This window comes from Sphingobacterium spiritivorum ATCC 33861 (genome assembly GCF_000143765.1).
Lineage (GTDB): Bacteria > Bacteroidota > Bacteroidia > Sphingobacteriales > Sphingobacteriaceae > Sphingobacterium > Sphingobacterium spiritivorum.
Map to the genome: position 1 here is coordinate 231784 of NZ_GL379772.1, position 19588 is coordinate 251371.

Consider the following 19588-nt stretch of genomic DNA (forward strand, 5'->3'; position numbering starts at 1 on the left):
TTTTTCATAGTCTTACAAACCTACATTTACACCAAATACAAATGTCTTAGGACGAGGATAAGACGAATAGTCAAATCCCGGAGTCAGCGCCGAGTAGTATACTGCTACCTCCGGATCATAGCCGGAGTAATTTGTAAACGTATACAGGTTTTGAGCGGTCGCATATACCCGCAGACTTCTGATTTTTAATTTACTTAATACCTTCGGATCAAAATTGTATCCAAATGACACTGTTTTCAGGCGGAGATAAGATGCGTCTTCTACTACACGTGATGAATAGGCATAAGGCCCCATTCCTCCGACTCTAAACATATCATTGGTCTGATTATCGGGAGTCCATCTGTTTTCAAATGTTGCAAACTGATTGAGATTGGTTTTATTTCCGGCCTCAAACCAAAGTCTGTTTGCATTGACTACATCATTTCCATATGACCACTGCATAAAGACATTCAGATCAAAATTTTTATATCTGAAGTTGTTGGAGAATCCTCCCTGATGAATGGGATAAGCATTACCGATCACTGTACGATCATAGTTATCTACTACATTGTCGCCATTCAGATCACGGTATTTGATATCTCCCGGGCGGATATTGGATCTGGAATTGCCATTTGTCGTCACACCGGATTTAAGCTCATAAGTCCCATTAGGCAACTGATTAAAATCCTCATACTGATATACTCCATCCCATATGAATCCGTATATCTGTCCGATTGGCTGTCCGATCTTCGCTATATAGAGTGGAATAGAGGTATAGTTCTGATCCCACGGCACTGTACTTGTAATGCTTTCCTGATTTTCGGTCAATGATACCACACGGTTTTTATTGAAGGCGATATTGAATGATGAATTCCAGTTAAAATCGCTTTTCTTGATAACATCTCCCGACAAACTAATCTCCAGACCCTGATTGGTAGTCGCACCTATATTCTTGAAAGCAGTAGAATATCCTGTACTTAGGGGCAGGCTGGCATTCAACAGCAGATCCGTAGTCTTTTTCTTATAATAATCTACCGTTACTAACAAACGTTGTTTGAATAGACCGAGATCAACACCTATATTTGATTGTTTGGTACTTTCCCAACGCAGGTCAGGATTAGCAATGGAACTTAAATATACCCCTTGCGTAATGGTATTGTTAAAGGGATAATAGCCATTTGTTGCCGGTCCGGTATTGTCAAAACTCAACTGCGCATAGGTCGCATATTCATTGACTCTGTTGTTCCCCGTCACACCATATCCCAGACGTACTTTCGCATCTGAAAACAGGGTTTGTTCTTTCATAAAGCTTTCATTGATCAGTCTCCATGCGAATGCAGCCGATGGAAAATATCCCCATCTGTTGTTTTTTCTGAATTTGGAAGAACCATCAGCGCGGTACGAAGCTGTAAGGAGGTATTTATTCTGATAGCTGTAATTTACACGGGCCAGATAAGACATCAGTGACCACTCTGTATTCAGGGAGGTAACAGGTTGCGCAATACCCTGGCTTAATCCGGCAAGCCCGAGATTTTCATTGGGAAGCTGGATAGCTGACAGACCATATCGCTTCCATACATTTTCCTGAAATGTGATACCTGCTACGGCATTCAGTGTATGATCTTTGCCAAATTTCTTATTATAGGTCAGCAAGTTTTCATTCAGCCAGGTATAGCTATCTGTATACATTATAGAGCCGTTTACTTTATTGATACTGGCCCAGTAACCATAGCGTGTCATGGAATTATTGAAAGACTCCTGTCTCCAGTCAGTCTTATTGATACCTCCGTTGATACGAAGCTTCAGATCTTTGGTAAAAGCATATTCAGCATAACCATTAGCAATCAGCCTGTTGTTAAAATTGGCGCGGTATTCATTTTCAGCAGACATAATTGGATTGATACGATAATCGTTACTGGCATCTACATCCGGATCTATCAGGGAGTTAACAAGATCGGTATCACTTCCGAAGCCGACAGGGCGGTATCCCCAGACGCTGTACATCAGGTAATTCATCGCTGAATATGTAGCATCCGGTGCCGATGGATTTGTACCCGAAGTCCTGGTTGCCGTATACATTGCATTAACGCCCACTTTGAGTTTATTGAACGTCTGATCTAAGGTCATCTTACCCTGGTATCTCCGGAAACCGGAGTTGATAATAATACCGTCCTGATCGAATACGTTTCCGGAAAAGGAATATTTAGTGGATTTATTTCCACCCATTACCGATAAGGAATGATCCTGCATCGTCGCTGTTTTGAAAAGCAGATCCTGCCAGTCATTTCCGGCAGCATTACGATAATCTTCAAGTCCTTTCCCATCTCTGAAATAGGTGAGTTTGATTCCGACAGAGTCAATATCCCTTTGCAATTTCACAAATTCATAAGGGTTCATCAGCTCCATTTTATTGATAATCTGCTGCACACCTACATAGCCGGAATAATTGATAACGGGTGCTCCCTCCTTACCTTTTCGGGTAGTGATCAGTACAACTCCGTTAGCTCCTCTGGCTCCGTATATGGCGGTAGCTGAAGCATCTTTCAGGATTTCTATGGATTCGATCTCCGCAGGATTCAACACATTGGCATTGGCATCTTCCATCGGAAATCCGTCGATAACATAGAGTGGTTCGTTGGATTGTGTAAGTGAGTTGGCTCCCCGTACGACGATATTAACTCCGGATCCCGGTTTGCCGCTTTCAGATGTAACCTGTACACCTGCAACCCGTCCTGCAAGAGCTTCAAGTGCTGAACCTACCGGCGCCCTTTTGATGTCCTCCATTTTGACAGAACCTACAGATCCTGTCACATCTTTACGCTGCACTTCTCCGTAGCCTATGACAACGACCTCATCTAAAGATCGGTTGTCTTTACGGATAGTCACAGACATAGCGCCAGTAGCGGGAATACTGACATCTTTTGACTCATATCCTATGTATTTGAACGTTAATACAGCATCGTTGCCGGATATCGTTAAGTTAAATTTACCCTGTGTGTCGGTGACTGTTCCTGCCTTTGCATTTTGCAGGGAAATGGACACCCCGGGTAAAGGTTGCCGGTTTTCCTCATCATAGACCGTCCCGGTAACGGTCCTGCCGGATTGGGCATATCCTGTCTGCCATATAAGCAGCATCAGGAACAGGCTTATTATTCGAATACTATTCATAAATATAGTTGGTTTATAGTGGTTTATTGGGTTTTAATTCATAATCTGTCTCACCGTAGAGCCTTGCAGCTCCTTTTGCGGAAGGGATATCGTCCGGGGTTGTCCTGCTGTCCCCAGTCCTGCACTAACGGTGATCTGCGTTTCCTTATAAAGCGGATCCGAAATATCCAGAATCACCTGATTTCCTGTTTTTCTCAACATAAAAACACAGGGTTTATCTGTTGTAAATATCAATCCTTCATGCTCAATTTTTCCTGCTTCGTACATGACTCCCATCAGCAGCTGACTTCCGGAATGATAGACTAGCTGAGCACGTTTTGTATTTTCGATAACTTGAGCTGGATTCTTTATCTTAGCAAATGCTTTGGCATTGGTCAGAGCAGGCAATACACGGTATTCATAATGTGCATCTTTAGGACGTATTCCGTGATCTATCCACAGTTTGAATACGTCTCCCTTGACCGGGGCAGCCTCTACTGATTTATTGATGCGTTTCCAGGATCCCTCCTGTGTTTCAGCAGAAAGAAATGTCCGCTGCCCTTCTGCAATTACATAGCCTGATCCGTTATGCCACAACTGTGAAGCTGAAACCTGCGCAGGAGCTTGTTTCTTTACAGTCGTTTTGCCATCTAACTGAACCGGCCCCTGTAACCAGGCCTGATTGATGGTAGTCGTAACCGGAACATCCAGATCGCTGTTGATATCAGCACCCAGACACAGAATTTCCTGATCCAGGAAAAACCATGATTTTTTGGCTTGTACTGCATCATAATTCATCTGATAAGCTGTAACTCCATACAGACTGTCGGATACTCCTCCGGCAAATTGGTTATTGCCGCGTACCCCCCATTCGGTATCCATCAATTTATCTTCTTTGTGATCAGGAGATGTTGTGCCCGGGATTTTATCCCATTCCCAGACGGGCATTATATTCATGTATTCTGGTCCGTTCTGCTGTATATTCATGGCGCCGTCTGACAAATATCTTCCGTATAAATTCTCCCCATTCCCGGCCTCACTTCTGTTGGTACGGTCACTTGCTGTCCGCACGGACACATGATATTCAGGACGATTGTGAAGAGTAAAATCGGCTTTCCAGAAATAGCGGTGAACTGGTTTTACCTCCTTTGAAAGATTAGAAGGGTTTTCAAATTTAGCTTTCTCTGATTCGTAGGCTTTTACATTCTTACTATCGATCTGCATAGCGATATCCAGACGTTTAGGTTCATTGGTTTTCAGCAAGATATCTTTGCGGCTTACCCCTCTTCCTTCAACATTAAAATCCATGTATTTACCGCGGTGCATATTGAGAAAAGTATGACGATAGAAACCTGTAAGAAGCGCCAGCTTATCCTCAGCAATAAAATAAGGTGTATTGTAAACGTATTTTAAAATCGTGAATAATCCGGTCAGATACACATTTCCATATCCTGAAATATAGAGTTGAGGACCGTGTTGTAAATAAGAGTAGTCATATTGCAATCCCTCTTCTCCGTCCACTAATTGCACGGGCTGATACAGCTCACTCAGAGAATAGCTCAGAAGTTCTTTATCTTCGGTAAGCAGTGATCTGTAAAAATAGTGCATGGCTATATCTGTTTTATTTGCACCGGTCTTTGCGGCAGCATCTCCCCTTTTCATGCGTTCTATCAACTTTTGATCAAGATCTGCCGGAAGTTTTTCCGCTCCGTAGCGGGATAATATCAACAGCACTCCCAGTTGCTGTGGTACACTGATCTCGTTGTGCCACCAGTTGCCGCTTTTTGGGTCTTTATCATACCAGAATTGATAGGCTTGTACGATAGCATTATAAAACTTAGGATCATTGTAATGTTTTCCATCCTTGTTGATATAGGACTGAATAAGGAGCGACAGCCGTGTAAGATGATCAGAAGGTGTCCATTTTGTAAAGACGACATCTGCATAATCGATATCCTCCCAGCTTCCGTTTTTACTCATTCTGGCCAGCATATCTTCTGCCCGCTTATCCGCACCGGCATCCGTTCGCAGGTGATCATCAACGATACGTTTGCTGATTGTTCCAAAAGGATAGGTAGCCTGTGCTGATACTGACTTGGTCAGTATCAGCACAAGAAAGCACATAATTATCTGTAGGTATTTCATAGGTAAGTGAATATTATTAAGGATACTGGCGTTCCATCTTTCTTCCGATGACGTCCATTTTATGTTTCATAATCTGATTATAATCTCCATAGGAACTTGTCCAGTGCGGATTGTCCAGTCCCTGTTCCCAATGCTGCAGGAGTGCAGTCAGTTCTTTTACCTTTTGGGGATGGGTTTCTGCCAGATTTCTAGTCTCCCCTTTATCCCAGTTGAGATCAAATAATAAGGGTGATTCTCCCCGGACCTGAATAAGTTTCCACTGTTTTTTGCGGATAGCGGCTGCAACTCCTCTTCTCCAGCAGAGAAAATCATGAGGTTCCTGCTTATTTTTGCCGGTCAGAAACGGTAAAATATTTACCCCGTCCAGCTGCATGTCTGATCTTACTGTTCCTTGTGCCGCAGCAACGCAGGTAGGAACCAGATCAAGCGAACTGACTAAGCCCTTGTAATCTTTTCCTGCCGGTAACTGTTTCGGCCAGTGCATAATCATAGGAACACGGATTCCGCCTTCCCATTTGGATCCCTTAAGTCCTCTCAGAGGACCATTATCTGCGCCGTTATTGGTGGCAGCACCATTATCATTGAGAAAAATAAGTAAAGTATTTTCCAGTTGCCCGGTTTTCTTTAGCTCTTCTACGATACGTCCTATACCGTCATCCATAGCGGACATAAGTCCGGCATAACTCCGGCGCTGAGCATCTTTGAGGTGTGCAAACTGTGCTAACTTTTGAGGAGTTGCCTCCACAGGGGTATGCACTGCATTATAGGAAAGGTATATGAAGTATGGTTTATCACGTTTTTGGCGCATGTAGGATATGGCTTTGTCCGTAAACATATCTGTAAGGTAATAGACATCTTTTTCATCTACTTCAGTATAATCATTCAGGATCTTTTCTTCCTGCTTAATAGCGGTTCGGATAGGAAAAAAGCTTCGGTGGCCACCTATAAATCCAAAAAAATGATTAAACCCCTTGTGGAGAGGATGGTGCTTTGTCTCATTTCCCTGATGCCATTTCCCGATAGCCATTGTTTCGTATCCGTTTGATTGCATCTGATCTGCAATGGTACGAACGGTATCAGACAAACCGATATCCTGCATCTGATAGCCATCTGCAGGTAAATCAGAAACGTTGTGTTCAAATCCACTTCGTTGTTGATATTGTCCCATTAAGAGGCCTGCACGTGAGGGTGCACATACAGAAGCCGTTACATAGCTGTTAGTAAAACGAACTCCGCCCTTAGCAAGGGCATCTATATGTGGAGTAGGAATATCCTGACTGCCATAGCAGCCAAAGTCTTCGTATCCTCCGTCGTCTGACAGAATAAGAATAATATTAGGACGCTGCTGCGCGCTAACAGATCCTGTTGTCAGCATGAATAAGGTGAACAGAAAAACAATTTGGTTCAAGGTTCCCATTGATCACATATTAAGTTTATCTACAATTTGGTCGTATCGGTATAGCGTGTATCTGCATTCCGATAGTCAAATATTCAAAGATCCGGAGAGCTGAACGGGGTAATATTTTACTTTTTTAGGGTGAAAATTTTACAATATGCTTCTGTTATGCTTTAGAAGCTATTTTTTTGAATAATCCGTAGGGTTCTTTCCGAAATATTTTTTGAACTCTTTACTGAAATATTTAGGATCGTTGAAACCAACTTTATAGGCAATCTGCGACACCGGCAAATCTGTTTCCTGTAATAATGCCGCTGCACGATTGAGACGTAGTATTTTTATAAAATCACCTATCGTCAGTCCGGTAAGTGCCTTGACTTTTTTATAAAAGGCAGTTTGTGAAACTCCCATATGTGCTATGAGATCCGTGACACGCAGATCTGCATCCTCCAGCCTGTTTTCTATATGTGATTTCAATTCTTTCAGAAAAACAGCATCCAAATCCGTATACGTTTCTTCTGAAGAAGGATTTAAGAGTGATTCCGTATATTTTTCTCTCAACCTGTCTACATGATCCAGCTGGTTGCTTATCTGCAGTAATAATACCTGTATACTAAATGGTTTGATAATATATGCATTGGCTTTGGCCAGATATCCCGCTGTGATCTGTACCTCTTTGTCCATTGCAGTTAAGAGAATTACAGGAATATGACTGGTTGCGGGATCAGACTTCAGTATACGCGTGAGCTCCACACCGTCCATCTTTGGCATAGATACATCAGAAATGATCAATTGGGGAAGGATCTCTAATGCCATCTGCACACCTTCTTCGCCATTGGCTGCCGTATATACATCATATTCAAGCTCCAGTGATTTGAGCAAAAAGTCAGCGACATCTCTGTTATCTTCCACAATCAGAAGGCTTCTTTTCAACTTAGGATGTATGAGGGTCTGCCCGGCAAACGGAGCACTGACCTCCGTGTTGTCATGCCGGAATATTGTATTTTCCGGATTTACAGCACCTAAGTCCGGTAAGGAGGCTGGCAGTAAAATGGTAAATGCGGTTCCCTTTTGAGCCGTAGATTGGACACGGATTGTTCCTCCATGCTGTTCAACGATGGCTTTACAAAGCGACAACCCTATTCCCCAGCCTTTTTCACGCACCTGGTCACTCTGATAAAAATTGGCAAATACTTTACCCAGATCTTCCTCAGCGATCCCCATACCTGTATCTGCTATGACGACAGCCACCTGACTTTGCTGTCTCTCTGCCACTATACTGATTGATCCGCCTGCAGGTGTAAATTTGATCGCATTTACAAGCAGATTGGACATTACCTTACTGAATTGATACGGATCGAGATAAACAGGCTCTGTAACGGTACATTTCAGAGTGAACCGGATCTCACCCGTATGAAAAGCCTCCTGAAACAGTTCAACCTGTTCCTGTATAAAGGGCAACAACATGACTTGTTGTAATTTTAACTCCACTTTACCTTCTTCTATTTTCCGGAAGTCCAGCAATTCATTGACCATCAGCAAGAGGCGATCTACATTCTTTTTGATGATACTGAGGTAATATGATCCCGTTTCTTTTTCCCGGAGTTGTTCCATCAATTTATCCAGCGGAGCGACAATCAGTGTCAGTGGTGTACGGATTTCATGTGAAATTTTAGTAAAGAAGTCTAGTTTTGCCTGATAGAGACCATCCAGATCCTTTGCATACTTTTGCTGATAGAGCAGTTCATTGCTTAATTGGATCTGCCGGCGTCTGAAGCGGTCAAAAAGATATCCTCCGGAAAGCAAGATCAGCGCATAGAGCACATAAGCCCACCAGGTCTGCCATAGCGGGGGCCGAACTTTGATGGTCAGTTCGTACGGTTTATCCCCCCATTTACCATCTGCATTTGTCGCATTGAGCAGCAGGGTATAATTACCCGGGGAAAGATTAGTATAACTGGCCACAGGTTGGTCTACATTGTTCCATTCCTGATCAAAACCATCCAGTTTGTACCTATATTTTATTTTAAACTGATTGATATAGTCAATGGAAATAAAATCTATAGTGAAGTAATTCTGGTCGTAATTAAGGGTGAGCCCGGGCATCAGACTTATATCCTGATCCAGCAAATGGGTAGCATCATGAGGGTGTACAATGGTATTGAACAGCTTGAGTGCTGAAAGCCGGATTTCGGGATTCTTAGTTTGTCCGCTGAATTGCTGTGGATTGATTTCCACAAGTCCTTTATAGGTCCCGAAATACAAACGACCGTCATGCGCACGGGTGGAAGCGTTAAGACTGAATTCGGAAGAGGGCAATCCGTCATGTGTATCAAAAAGCTGGATATTTCCGGTTTTGGGATTAAGTCTGGCCAACCCTTTATCCGTTGCTACCCATACCATTCCCTGTTCATCAAATTCAAGCGACATGATATTAGGACTTGGCAGCCCTTCCTGTGTACTCCAGCGATCAAATTTATGTGTGGATTTATCAAATCTATAGACGCCTCCCTTGTAGGTGCCTATCCATATTTCTTTGGATGGACTTTCCCGGATACAATGGATATAAGATGATGTCAACCCTTCCTCTCCTATCTCATACAGCTCAAACTGGGTCGTATTCTTCCACAGGACATTTAATCCTTTAACTGTCCCAACCCAAACATTCGCAGTTTGATCAATCAGTATATCCTTTATATAATTGTTGGACAAACGAACTTTGGAGGTATCGTTGATATAAGAAAAGCGCTGATGTATGCTGTCATAAATATTGATTCCGTTGGAGGCGGTGCCGATCCAATACTTCCCGTCCGGATGCCGTTGTATACTGCTTATATATCCCTGATTAAGACTATGCAAACCGGGAGATAAGGACAGTATATTATTTCCATTCTGCCCCAGCACATCTATTCCGCCGTCAAATAAACCAATCCATATACGGTCTGTATCTACCCATATGGATTTGACTGTGGAAGAACGAATCTGCCTGTAAGTCCCGGATATACTGGTAAACCGCTGGGTTTTCCGGTCCAGATAATCCAGACCGTTTCCTTCTGTCCCTATCCAGAGGTTGTCAAGGCGGTCTACCTTCAACTGGCTGATCAGATCTCCGCTTAAACTATTGACGTACGGATTAGCCCTGTATATCTTAAAATAGGATTTGGTTGGATGGAATACAGATACACCTCCGAAATTGGTTCCCAGCCAGATAGAACCGTCTTTATCTTCGAAAATATCTTTAATGGAATTATCTGAAAGGTTGCTGCTATTGGAAAGATCTTTGTGTATCTGATCTATACGACCGCTTTTCAGGTCCTCTATCGTCAATCCGCTCATTGTGCCGATATACAATTTACCGGATCTTTTGGAATAGATAATTTTGCGGATAATATTATTGCTTAATTTTCCATTCTCCTTTGTATACTTATGCAGCGTACTTTTCCTGAGGTCATACCTTATAATTCCCTTATTATCTATTCCTGTGTAGAGTTGATCATCAACGCATGCCAATGCTCTGACAAAGTAAGGTCCGGAAGGTTGCAGTAGCTGAGCCTGCTCTATTGCAATTTTATGGTTTTGTCCGATTTGAATTTTATTTAGTCCTTTATCTGTCCCTACCCAAATATTCCCTGAAGCATCTTCACAGATTGTATTCACCTGCTGACCGACAAGCCCTTCCTTATCACCTATATGAATAAATTTCCGGGATTTGTTGTTCTCCAGATAACTTAAGCCTTCATTCGTGCCGAAAAATATTCTTTTATCTTTTGTGATGTAAATGCAAAGTATAGCAAATGAATGCGGTCTGCTTTTGCCTGCTACCTGATAATTGATCTGTTCAAAACGGTCTTGGGCCAGTGAATAGTAGCTTAGTCCTTTCTGTGAACCAAACCAGATATTACCGGTATCATCTTCTTTAATACTGTAGATATAATCATTGTCAATAAGTGTGGTGGGATCGTCGGCAGTATTAGAGTAATGCGAGACAGTACGACCGTCATAACGATTGAGTCCATCCCGTGTCCCAAACCACATAAAACCCCTCCGGTCCTGCCCGATAGAAAGTACGGTACTGTTGGATAATCCGTCTGCTACAGATAAATGGTCAAAACGGTACTGAGCAAACAATACATCAGGTAGAAATAACAGCAACAAAAAAAGAAAGTATACTAATTTCGGCTTATAGGTCATAATTCAAATATAATTGAATTTCTAAATAATAGACCAAAAAGCTAACGGGGAGCTTAAAAAAAGAGCTACAGGTTTGGTATTTTAAGCAATGAATTAAACATTTCCTTATCTCAAAGCCTGCACAACTTCTATAGGCAGATCAGATTCCAGTATAGAAGCTCCGTCTTCAAAGACAGCGCGGTATCGTTCTGCTCTGGCCTCCTTACTGCTCAACTTATCATAAGTCGGCGCTGTAGAAATCATACACATGACTCCTTTGGCATGAAAAAAGGCGTACATCTGCTGATTTGCTTCTTTTATTTCAGGACCTATATACACTATCATCCGGTTATAAGGCAATCCTGACGATTTAAACTTGTCCAGTGCCGATTGATCCTTGATATGCATGGACATATACTGATCAGGATTTTTATCCCGATAAAATTTAGCCTGATCTACATGATGTACTGTGACCCAGACCCAATTATAGGCATTATGTTTTTTGATAATACCGGCCGTCATTTCAATAGGAAGATCTTTTTTATCCAGATTTAGGATTGTCTTTCCTTTGGCCCATTCTATGACTTCATCCAGTGTATTGATACGGTAAGGAGTCAGGTTACCGGCATGATCTTTAAGTTTCAGCTTTTTCAGATCCTTCCAGGTGTAATCTGATACCTTTCCCTTGCCGTTAGTGACCCGCTCCAGCTCAGCATCATGCAACAGCACAGCAATACTGTCTTTTGTAAGCCGGGGATCAATCTCAAAGATAGCAGGCGTATGTCTCAACACTGCCTCAAAAGCCGGAATAGAATTTTCAGGAAGTCCCTGCTCTATTGTCCCCCGATGTCCGCTTATTATTTTTTTTCCAGGTGCATACTGAAAAGCCTTGTACATATCCGCTACCGTTTTATAATTCTGTGTATGAAGTTTCTGTGCAAAAGCATTTGAAATAGTATAACAGGTAAACAGAAATAGTGTCAGAAACAGCTTGCAATAGGTGTTCATATGTATGTAGTTTATTTTTAAGGATTACAGGAATATCCGAACCGGGGGTAAAGAACGTATGAAACTATTATTTCACTTGTATTTGTACAGCCTTGCCGATATGAATATTTCACAGGTATTATTCTGACAGTGAAAATAAGAATTCCAGTTTAACAAAATGTAATCTTTTTGTTTCCGTGAGATCAAGAATCTGCAGCTGCTGACGATGAATAACAGCTTTATAATTTTATACATGCCGGTAAGGATTTAAATCTTACCTTTGTTTTTTTAAAAATCATCATATGAAACCGTCCCCAAAAGAAATAAAAAAGACCCTTCATTCGCGTAATAAACATATTTCGGGTTACGATTTTCAGCGTTTAACGAAAAAAAATCCGGCACTCAGCGGATTCTTAATCACCAATCCGGCAGGACAGGTGACTATCGATTTTGCAGATCCAAAGGCCGTATTTGAACTTAACAAGACATTATTGCTCTTACATTACGATCTGCAGCACTGGGAAATTGGCAAAAACAGTCTTTGTCCGCCAATTCCGGGCAGAGCGGATTATATACATTATGTCGCTGATTTACTGGCGAAAGACCACAATGGAAATATTCCGCGTGGCCCTCAGGTAAAAGTGCTGGACATCGGTACCGGAAGCAGCCTGATCTATCCGATCATCGGACATCAGGAATATAAATGGTCCTTTGTAGGTACAGATATTGATGCACAGTCTCTGCATCATGCTTATATGAACAGTTCCAAAAACGAAGCATTGAAAAAATCAATCGTTTTGAGAGAACAGAAAGATAAGGCACATGTATTTACAGGTGTGATATTACCGGGTGAAAAATATGATCTGGTGCTCTGCAACCCTCCCTTTTATGGTTCACGGGAAGAGAACTGGAAAAGCACAACAAAGAAATTCCAGAATGTCAATAAGAATAAAGAAGCTCTTCCGGTTCAGAATTTCGGAGGTAATGCCAACGAACTGTGGTATGAAGGCGGTGAAAAAGCTTTTATCCGTAAAATGATCTATGAAAGTATGGATTACCAGGCACAACTGGGCTGGTGTACAACATTGGTCGCGAACAAAGATAATCTGAAGCCTTTGGTTGCAGTTCTTGAATTTAAGAAAGCAAAAGATATTGAAATCATCAAAATGGAACAAGGAAATAAGATAAGTCGTATCCTGGCCTGGAGATGGTCTTAAAGGTTTAATAAAAAAACTGAAGCTGCTGTTATAAAAACAGCGGCTTTTTTTAATATTGTCAGACTTCCCTGCCTCTTCAAATGAAATCGTTTACAAAAAAACTACCTCTTATCGGCTGAGCTATAAAGTTCATTCATTTTGTTGATTCTCCTCGCAATCCGGGTCTGCAGATTACGGGGAGAAAGTACTTTAATACATTCGCCGAAACCCAGGATTTCGCGTTCCAGCTCAAAATTGAGTACCACATCCAGACGAATCAATATGCTTCCGTCTTCTTTACGATCCAGCAACTGCTGTGAACTGTGTATGGGTTTGGTCAGCACATAATCTGCATTGTAAGCATCCACTTCCAGGATGACCCGCTGTCCTCTGTCTTTCTCCGTCTTGGTGACACCAATGACATCAGAATAGTATCTTTCAAAATCCACACCGTCATATTCCACAAAACCATCCTTTGCCATTTCCTGTATCTCTTTCATACGATCAAGTGCCAGTGTCAGTAACATTGTTCCTTTCCGGGGTTTACATATCATAAACCAGCGGTTACGATATTCCTTTAGTAAATACGGATAATAGACACTTTCTGTAGGATGTTGAGACTTAAAGGATTGATAACCGATCAACAACGGAATCTTCTGCCGTATAGCCCGATGGATAACAGGAATCCAGTCCAGACCCCGCAGCAATTTATTCCCTTCCAGCTGTATGGTACTTCTTTCTGTTTTGCCTGTTTTATGAAGACTATTTTCCAACCGGGCAATTAAATCGCTCATTTCATCAAAATAAGAAAAGCCATTAAGGTGCTTCAGTACATCGACTATTTCTTTCATTTTGTCCATATCGGCAGTTGTCACAGGAGAATTGCTGATGCTGTATTCCCGATCCGAATAACTGTAAAACTTGCGGTCTGTAACGACAATCGGGGCATTATATCCCAGCTTATCACTTCGCATGAGTTGAATATCCGCCTGTACCGTCCGTCTGGAAATCCCGTTTGTAATTCCTTCATACTCGTACAGGGCATCGGCTACTTTTTCGATGAGATCATCCAATGTCCATTTTCGGTGCCTGTTTCGGAGGCAATCATCAATCGTTTTATAGCGTATCAGCGCGAGCTTGTTGGTTGCCATATTACCTGGTTTTTTAATGAATGAGACTGTTATCGTTTATTTTGATTTTTAAAAGTAATCAATTCGCACTACATCTACGCAATCAAACTGCGCAATAAAGCAAATAAATAGATTATGAAATCTGAATTTTAAAATTAAAATACTAACAAACATACACTTAATACTTTAAAACAAAATAACACCTATCTACGCAAAAGCACTGCGTCATACCTCTTGCATCTTTGTATTGTCAGGTCGATGACTTGAGGAGATCCTGAGATACAGGTTGGAATCCTGTCACCTGCGAGAGGTGTAGCTTAAAGGCATAAAGCGCCGGTTAGAAACAACAAAATTTTTAATAATTTGCATTTTACAGATATGACACAACGAATTAATGGCAATGATTTACTTGCCCTGGGATATAAAGAAAACTATTCATTAGGTACCGCGCTCAAGATCAACAAGAAAAGATTAGGATTAAGTAGGGAGGAAATGCTAAACCGTTATAAAGAAATTCTGGGAGATCCGGAATCTTTTCTGAGTGACCCTATTTTTTCTCCGCTGGCTCAGGTGATTATAGATGAAAACAACCAACCTGCCGATGAAACGATTCCTTTGAATGAAGATCCGAAGGACTATAAAATTTATGGTTCAGAACAAATCGAAGACGGAGCCAAACATCAAATGAATATCGCAATGAAGCTGCCGGTAACAGTAGCCGGTGCGCTGATGCCCGATGCGCATCAGGGATACGGTCTTCCCATAGGTGGCGTACTTGCCGTAAAAAATGCAGTCATCCCTTATGGTGTAGGTGTAGATATAGGTTGCAGAATGGCTTTATCTGTTTACGATATACCAGCGGATAAGCTAACGGAAAACAAAGAAATCTTTCAGAAAGCGGTACTTGACAATTCACGTTTTGGTGCCGGACAAGGATTCTTAAAATATCAGCGAAGTGAGCATGCTGTCCTGGACAATATTTTGTTTGATGAGCATCCTCTGATCAGTACGCTAAAGGATAAAGCCTGGTCTCAATTGGGAACTTCAGGAGGAGGTAACCATTTTGTGGAATTCGGAATTATTGAATTCAAAGAGGCTGATAAGACATCAGGAATTCAGGCCGGTACTTATGTCGCATTACTGACACACTCCGGATCCCGTGGTCTTGGTGCAACGATTGCCGGTCATTACACAAAGATCGCTAAAGAGCTATGTAAATTACCGTATTCGGCCAGCAACCTTGCTTATCTGGATCTGAACAGTGAGGCCGGACAGGAATACTGGCTGGCGATGCATCTTGCGGGTGATTATGCTTCTGCCTGCCATGAGATCATACACACAAAAATGGCTGAAGCACTGGGGGCAACAGTATTGGCAAAGGTAGAAAATCACCATAATTTTGCCTGGAAAGAGAAATGGCATGAAGAAGAGGTCATTGTACACCGAAAAGGAGCAACTCCTGCAGGTAAAGGGGTACTGGGGATTATCCCGGGATCCATGGCTGCACCAGGATTTCTGGTAAGAGGCAAAGGTGAACAAGACGCTATTAATTCTGCTTCCCACGGAGCAGGACGTCAGATGTCACGTACACAGGCCATCAAGACTTTATCCAAAAAAGCATGGAAACAAATGCTGGAGGATCACGGAGTGACTTTGCTTGGTGCCGGAATGGATGAAGCGCCTATGGCTTATAAAAATATCCATACTGTGATGGAAGCACAGACAGATCTGATCGATGTACTGGCTACTTTCTCACCAAAAATTGTAAGAATGGCTGATGACGGGAGCCGTGAAGACTAATCTGCTGCAATAAAAAACGGGCGCTTTTCAGTGCCCGTTTTCCATTATTTAATAATTTCTTCAATCTCTCTGATAATCTTCTGCGCAATGGCTTCTGCAGCATCTGCTGTCGGACCCTCTGAGTAAATCCGAATAATAGGTTCGGTATTAGATTTACGGAGATGTACCCATTCATTGGCAAAATCTATCTTTAATCCATCAATAGTCGAATGATCTTCGTGTTTATACTTTTCTTCCATTTTAGCCAGCAGATTATCAATATCTAATTCTGGTGTCAATGTAATTTTATTTTTGGACATATAATACTGAGGCAGTTCTGCACGATACGCAGACACTTTCTTACCTAATCTGGCCAGGTGCGTAAGGAAGATAGCTACTCCGACCAGTGCATCACGACCGTAGTGAGACGCCGGATAAATGACTCCTCCATTACCTTCACCACCGATCACTGCATTCACTTCCTTCATTTTGGTCACCACGTTCACTTCACCTACAGCAGCTGCAAAATATTCTCCACCATGTTTGACAGTTACATCACGCAAGGCACGGGTAGAAGAAAGATTAGATACTGTATTACCCTTTGTATGCTGTAAAATATAATCTGCAACAGCGACCAGAGTATACTCTTCTCCAAACAGCTCTCCGTCTTCCATCATAAATACCAGACGATCTACATCCGGATCCACAGCGATACCCAGATCAGCAGCATTTTCGGTTACAGCTTTCGAAAGATCAGTAAGATGTTCTTTAAGAGGTTCCGGATTATGTGGGAATTGTCCGTTTGGCTCGCAATGGATTTTATATACTGTCTGTACACCCAAAGCTTCCAGTAGTGCCGGAATAAATAATCCTCCTGTACTGTTCACCGCATCCACAGCTACTTTAAAATTCGCATTACGCACAGCTTCTGCATCAACCAGATCTAAGGCCAATACATCAGCGATATGTTTTTGCAGATAAGAATCATTCTTTTCGACCTTACCCAGTTGCCCTACTTCAGCAAAGTCAAAATCAAGGCTTTCACCCAGGCTCAGAACTTCTTTACCTTCTGCATCATTGATAAATTCCCCTTTATCATTTAATAACTTCAAGGCATTCCATTGCCCCGGATTGTGGGAAGCAGTCAGGATAATTCCTCCCCCCGCATTTTCTTTGGGAACCGCTATTTCTACAGTAGGTGTAGTCGACAATCCAAGATCTATCACATCAATACCAATACTTTGTAAGGTGCCGATCACAAGATTACTGACCATCTCTCCCGAAATACGGGCATCGCGTCCTACAACAATTTTATTATTTCCGCTTTTTTTGACAATGATTTTGCCAAATGCAGCTGTAAATTTAACTATGTCAATCGGAGTCAGACCTTCTCCTGCACGACCGCCGATCGTGCCTCTAATACCTGATATTGATTTTATTAATGTCATCTCAAATTATGTTTACCGGGTAAATTTAAGAGAATAGCTGTATATTTTATAATTAACTATTTCTTTTTTGCTGAACTAACCGTATATTTGTTGCAACAAAGTTTCATTTGATGGAATTATTTCTGTAGGTATAAATTATTCTTACTTTTGATATTGGTTTACCTCATACAGACACTGTTCATCATTAAATAGAAAACATGATTCAACAACTTATTGAAATTGACCAGGCTATCTTTTTAGCCATTAATCAGGGACTTAGTAATCCCTTTTTTGACTGGTTACTTCCTATTCTCAGAAATCCATATACCTGGGCGCCCTTATACTTATTCCTGGTGATCTTCTTTATCAAGACATACGGAAAAATGGGAATTCTGATCGTGGTTTTTACACTTGCAAACTTTGGTATTTCGGACGCCGTATCTTCCCATCTGATCAAGAAAACGGTGAAACGTGTACGTCCGTGTAATGACATTGAATTCAAAGAAGAAGTCAATATCCGGGTCAGGTGTGGCTCCGGCTTTAGCTTTACTTCTTCACATGCCACCAATCATTTTGCAATGGCCTTTTTCTGGATTGTACTTTTCCGCAGAAAATGGAAACATACACTTTGGCTGGCGATTACCTGGGCTACACTGATCAGTGTATCTCAAATATATGTCGGTGTACATTATCCATTTGATGTCCTCTGCGGGGCACTTCTGGGAATTTGCATCGGATTACTGACCGGAAATCTGTTCAAAAAACTGAGGCCGGACTTTTTTAATTCGATTTCTCCAATTACTGAATGAGCGCAACCCTTATCATAGCAATTTTATTTATTTCTGCTTTATCCAGCGGAATCGCTGTCTTTTTTGTCAAAAGAGACAATACCAGCAACCTCAAACTGATACTTTCCTTTAGCGGGGCTTATCTGTTTGCGATCACTGTACTTCATCTGATACCTCATGTGTATCAGGCTTCCAATACCGATCCCGAAATTATCGGGCTGTATGTACTGGGCGGATTTTTGTTTCAGCTTGTACTGGAGCAGTTTTCTCAGGGTATAGAACACGGGCATATTCACAATCACGGACATCAGGCATTCCCGATCGGGATTATGATAAGTCTGTGTCTGCATGCTTTTCTGGAAGGAATGCCGCTGGCATCCGCACATCAGAGCGAGCTGGTATTTGGTATCGCTATACACCACATTCCTGCAGCATTTGCCTTGGGAAGTCTATTGCTAAACACCAAACTGACCAAAACAAAGATTAGTGTGTTCATCATTATTTTTGCAGCAATGACACCGTTGGGCTTTTTATTAAGCAAGGGTATCAGTGCAGGTGAAGTAGGAAATATTCAATTGTACTTTGATAAGATCATGGCCGTTGTTATCGGTATATTCTTACACATTTCTACGACTATACTGTTTGAATCCGGTTCGGCGGATCATCATCATTTTAACAAGAAAAAAATGATTGCTGTAGCTTTGGGGGTAGCGGTATCTCTGTTCAACTTCTTATTTGACAGTCATGATCACGCAGACCATAAAGGCCATGATCATACCGAACAGCATGATCATCAGCATTAGTAAAAAGATATCCTGAATAGCAGGTATCTAAAAAAGTGTCATTCGTTTTCAGACAAATGACACTTTTTTTATAAGCTGTTATTTCTTCTATTCTTCTCCGGAGCAGAGCGAGCCTCTTAGCTTATCCAGCAGGTCACTGAGTTTTTCACAATCCTTTTCCTTAAAATTCTTAGGTAGAATGTCATTAAGCAGCATGACCTCTTCCAGTTCTTCCAGAACCTGCAAACCTTTATCTGTAATCAGAAGATCTACAGACCTCTTATCTCCTGAACTTTTGCATCTTGAGATCAGATCTTTCGCAACCAGACGATCCATCAGTCTCGAAATATCCGGTGTATTGGTTAACAATCGGCTTTTCAGCAAATTATTGGTCGCGGGATTCGGATATTGCCCACGAAGAATACGCAGCGCATTGAATTGTTGCAAAGTAATTTGCTGTTTTTCTGCCCGCTTTTCCAGAATCTCGGTCAATTTATTCGCAGTAAAAACAAGATTAACCGTCACTTTATGCCACTCGCTTTTGAACTGTCTGACTTTTAATTCTTCCTCAATCTTCATAATTAGTCTAAATAAATTTAATACACTCAAATGACATGATCTCCCCCCATTTCCTCAAAACAATTACTATATTTGGGGTTTAA

At 41.7% G+C, this 19588-nt stretch carries 12 protein-coding genes; 4 read left to right on the top strand and 8 right to left on the bottom strand.

All coding sequences use genetic code 11. The features are described from left to right. Window positions 1-12: 12 nt before the first annotated feature. The 5 genes from HMPREF0766_RS15495 to HMPREF0766_RS15515 all read right to left on the bottom strand — a co-directional run bounded on the left by HMPREF0766_RS15495 (window position 13) and on the right by HMPREF0766_RS15515 (window position 11845). Entirely contained in the window at window positions 13-3114 is a 3102-nt protein-coding gene (locus tag HMPREF0766_RS15495; protein ID WP_002999192.1) for a SusC/RagA family TonB-linked outer membrane protein, read from the bottom strand. A gap of 66 nt (window positions 3115-3180) precedes the next feature. Beyond that, a complete protein-coding gene (locus HMPREF0766_RS15500) occupies window positions 3181-5271 on the bottom strand; it encodes a polysaccharide lyase 8 family protein (RefSeq protein WP_002999194.1) in 2091 nt (696 codons plus the stop codon). Between the two features lie 16 nt (window positions 5272-5287). After that, window positions 5288-6688, bottom strand: a complete 1401-nt coding sequence (locus HMPREF0766_RS15505) for a sulfatase-like hydrolase/transferase (protein WP_002999196.1) — start codon at window positions 6686-6688, stop codon at window positions 5288-5290. 159 nt (window positions 6689-6847) lie between these two features. Further along, window positions 6848-10858, bottom strand: coding sequence for a hybrid sensor histidine kinase/response regulator transcription factor (locus tag HMPREF0766_RS15510; protein ID WP_002999198.1), 4011 nt, complete (start codon window positions 10856-10858; stop codon window positions 6848-6850). 105 nt (window positions 10859-10963) lie between these two features. Beyond that, window positions 10964-11845: a glycerophosphodiester phosphodiesterase family protein gene (locus tag HMPREF0766_RS15515; RefSeq protein ID WP_002999200.1), complete on the bottom strand. Its 882-nt coding sequence runs from the start codon at window positions 11843-11845 to the stop codon at window positions 10964-10966. Window positions 11846-12126: 281 nt separating this feature from the next. On the opposite strand from HMPREF0766_RS15515, the gene rlmF reads away from it, so the two are divergent. After that, window positions 12127-13041: a 23S rRNA (adenine(1618)-N(6))-methyltransferase RlmF gene (gene rlmF, locus HMPREF0766_RS15520; RefSeq protein ID WP_002999202.1), complete on the top strand. Its 915-nt coding sequence runs from the start codon at window positions 12127-12129 to the stop codon at window positions 13039-13041. A 101-nt stretch (window positions 13042-13142) separates the two neighbouring features. Here the strand turns inward: rlmF and HMPREF0766_RS15525 are convergent, their stop codons facing one another. Next, complete coding sequence (locus HMPREF0766_RS15525; RefSeq protein ID WP_002999204.1) at window positions 13143-14171, bottom strand: helix-turn-helix transcriptional regulator; 1029 nt, start codon at window positions 14169-14171, stop codon at window positions 13143-13145. A gap of 357 nt (window positions 14172-14528) precedes the next feature. On the opposite strand from HMPREF0766_RS15525, the gene HMPREF0766_RS15530 reads away from it, so the two are divergent. Then, entirely contained in the window at window positions 14529-15950 is a 1422-nt protein-coding gene (locus tag HMPREF0766_RS15530; RefSeq protein WP_002999206.1) for an RtcB family protein, read from the top strand. Between the two features lie 44 nt (window positions 15951-15994). Here HMPREF0766_RS15530 and glmM read toward each other — a convergent pair whose 3' ends face one another. Continuing rightward, entirely contained in the window at window positions 15995-17377 is a 1383-nt protein-coding gene (gene glmM / locus HMPREF0766_RS15535) for a phosphoglucosamine mutase (protein WP_002999208.1), read from the bottom strand. 197 nt (window positions 17378-17574) lie between these two features. On the opposite strand from glmM, the gene HMPREF0766_RS15540 reads away from it, so the two are divergent. Both HMPREF0766_RS15540 and HMPREF0766_RS15545 read left to right on the top strand, forming a co-directional pair. After that, on the top strand, window positions 17575-18165 hold the full coding sequence (locus HMPREF0766_RS15540; RefSeq protein ID WP_002999211.1) for a phosphatase PAP2 family protein: 591 nt from the start codon (window positions 17575-17577) through the stop codon (window positions 18163-18165). Continuing rightward, on the top strand, window positions 18162-18947 hold the full coding sequence (locus tag HMPREF0766_RS15545) for a ZIP family metal transporter (RefSeq protein WP_002999215.1): 786 nt from the start codon (window positions 18162-18164) through the stop codon (window positions 18945-18947). Before HMPREF0766_RS15540 ends, HMPREF0766_RS15545 begins: the two co-directional genes overlap by 4 nt. Before the next feature lie 87 nt (window positions 18948-19034). Here HMPREF0766_RS15545 and HMPREF0766_RS15550 read toward each other — a convergent pair whose 3' ends face one another. After that, complete coding sequence (locus HMPREF0766_RS15550) at window positions 19035-19505, bottom strand: MarR family winged helix-turn-helix transcriptional regulator (RefSeq protein ID WP_002999220.1); 471 nt, start codon at window positions 19503-19505, stop codon at window positions 19035-19037. Window positions 19506-19588 lie beyond the last annotated feature (83 nt).

What these genes read in the sequence shown, in the direction of transcription:
- HMPREF0766_RS15495 (WP_002999192.1), bottom strand. Translation starts at nt 3,114, where the DNA reads ATGCTGCTTATATGGCAGACAGGATATGCCCAATCCGGCAGGACCGTT.
- HMPREF0766_RS15500 (WP_002999194.1), bottom strand. Translation starts at nt 5,271, where the DNA reads ATGAAATACCTACAGATAATTATGTGCTTTCTTGTGCTGATACTGACC.
- HMPREF0766_RS15505 (WP_002999196.1), bottom strand. Translation starts at nt 6,688, where the DNA reads ATGGGAACCTTGAACCAAATTGTTTTTCTGTTCACCTTATTCATGCTG.
- HMPREF0766_RS15510 (WP_002999198.1), bottom strand. Translation starts at nt 10,858, where the DNA reads ATGACCTATAAGCCGAAATTAGTATACTTTCTTTTTTTGTTGCTGTTA.
- HMPREF0766_RS15515 (WP_002999200.1), bottom strand. Translation starts at nt 11,845, where the DNA reads ATGAACACCTATTGCAAGCTGTTTCTGACACTATTTCTGTTTACCTGT.
- rlmF (WP_002999202.1), top strand. Translation starts at nt 12,127, where the DNA reads ATGAAACCGTCCCCAAAAGAAATAAAAAAGACCCTTCATTCGCGTAAT.
- HMPREF0766_RS15525 (WP_002999204.1), bottom strand. Translation starts at nt 14,171, where the DNA reads ATGGCAACCAACAAGCTCGCGCTGATACGCTATAAAACGATTGATGAT.
- HMPREF0766_RS15530 (WP_002999206.1), top strand. Translation starts at nt 14,529, where the DNA reads ATGACACAACGAATTAATGGCAATGATTTACTTGCCCTGGGATATAAA.
- glmM (WP_002999208.1), bottom strand. Translation starts at nt 17,377, where the DNA reads ATGACATTAATAAAATCAATATCAGGTATTAGAGGCACGATCGGCGGT.
- HMPREF0766_RS15540 (WP_002999211.1), top strand. Translation starts at nt 17,575, where the DNA reads ATGATTCAACAACTTATTGAAATTGACCAGGCTATCTTTTTAGCCATT.
- HMPREF0766_RS15545 (WP_002999215.1), top strand. Translation starts at nt 18,162, where the DNA reads ATGAGCGCAACCCTTATCATAGCAATTTTATTTATTTCTGCTTTATCC.
- HMPREF0766_RS15550 (WP_002999220.1), bottom strand. Translation starts at nt 19,505, where the DNA reads ATGAAGATTGAGGAAGAATTAAAAGTCAGACAGTTCAAAAGCGAGTGG.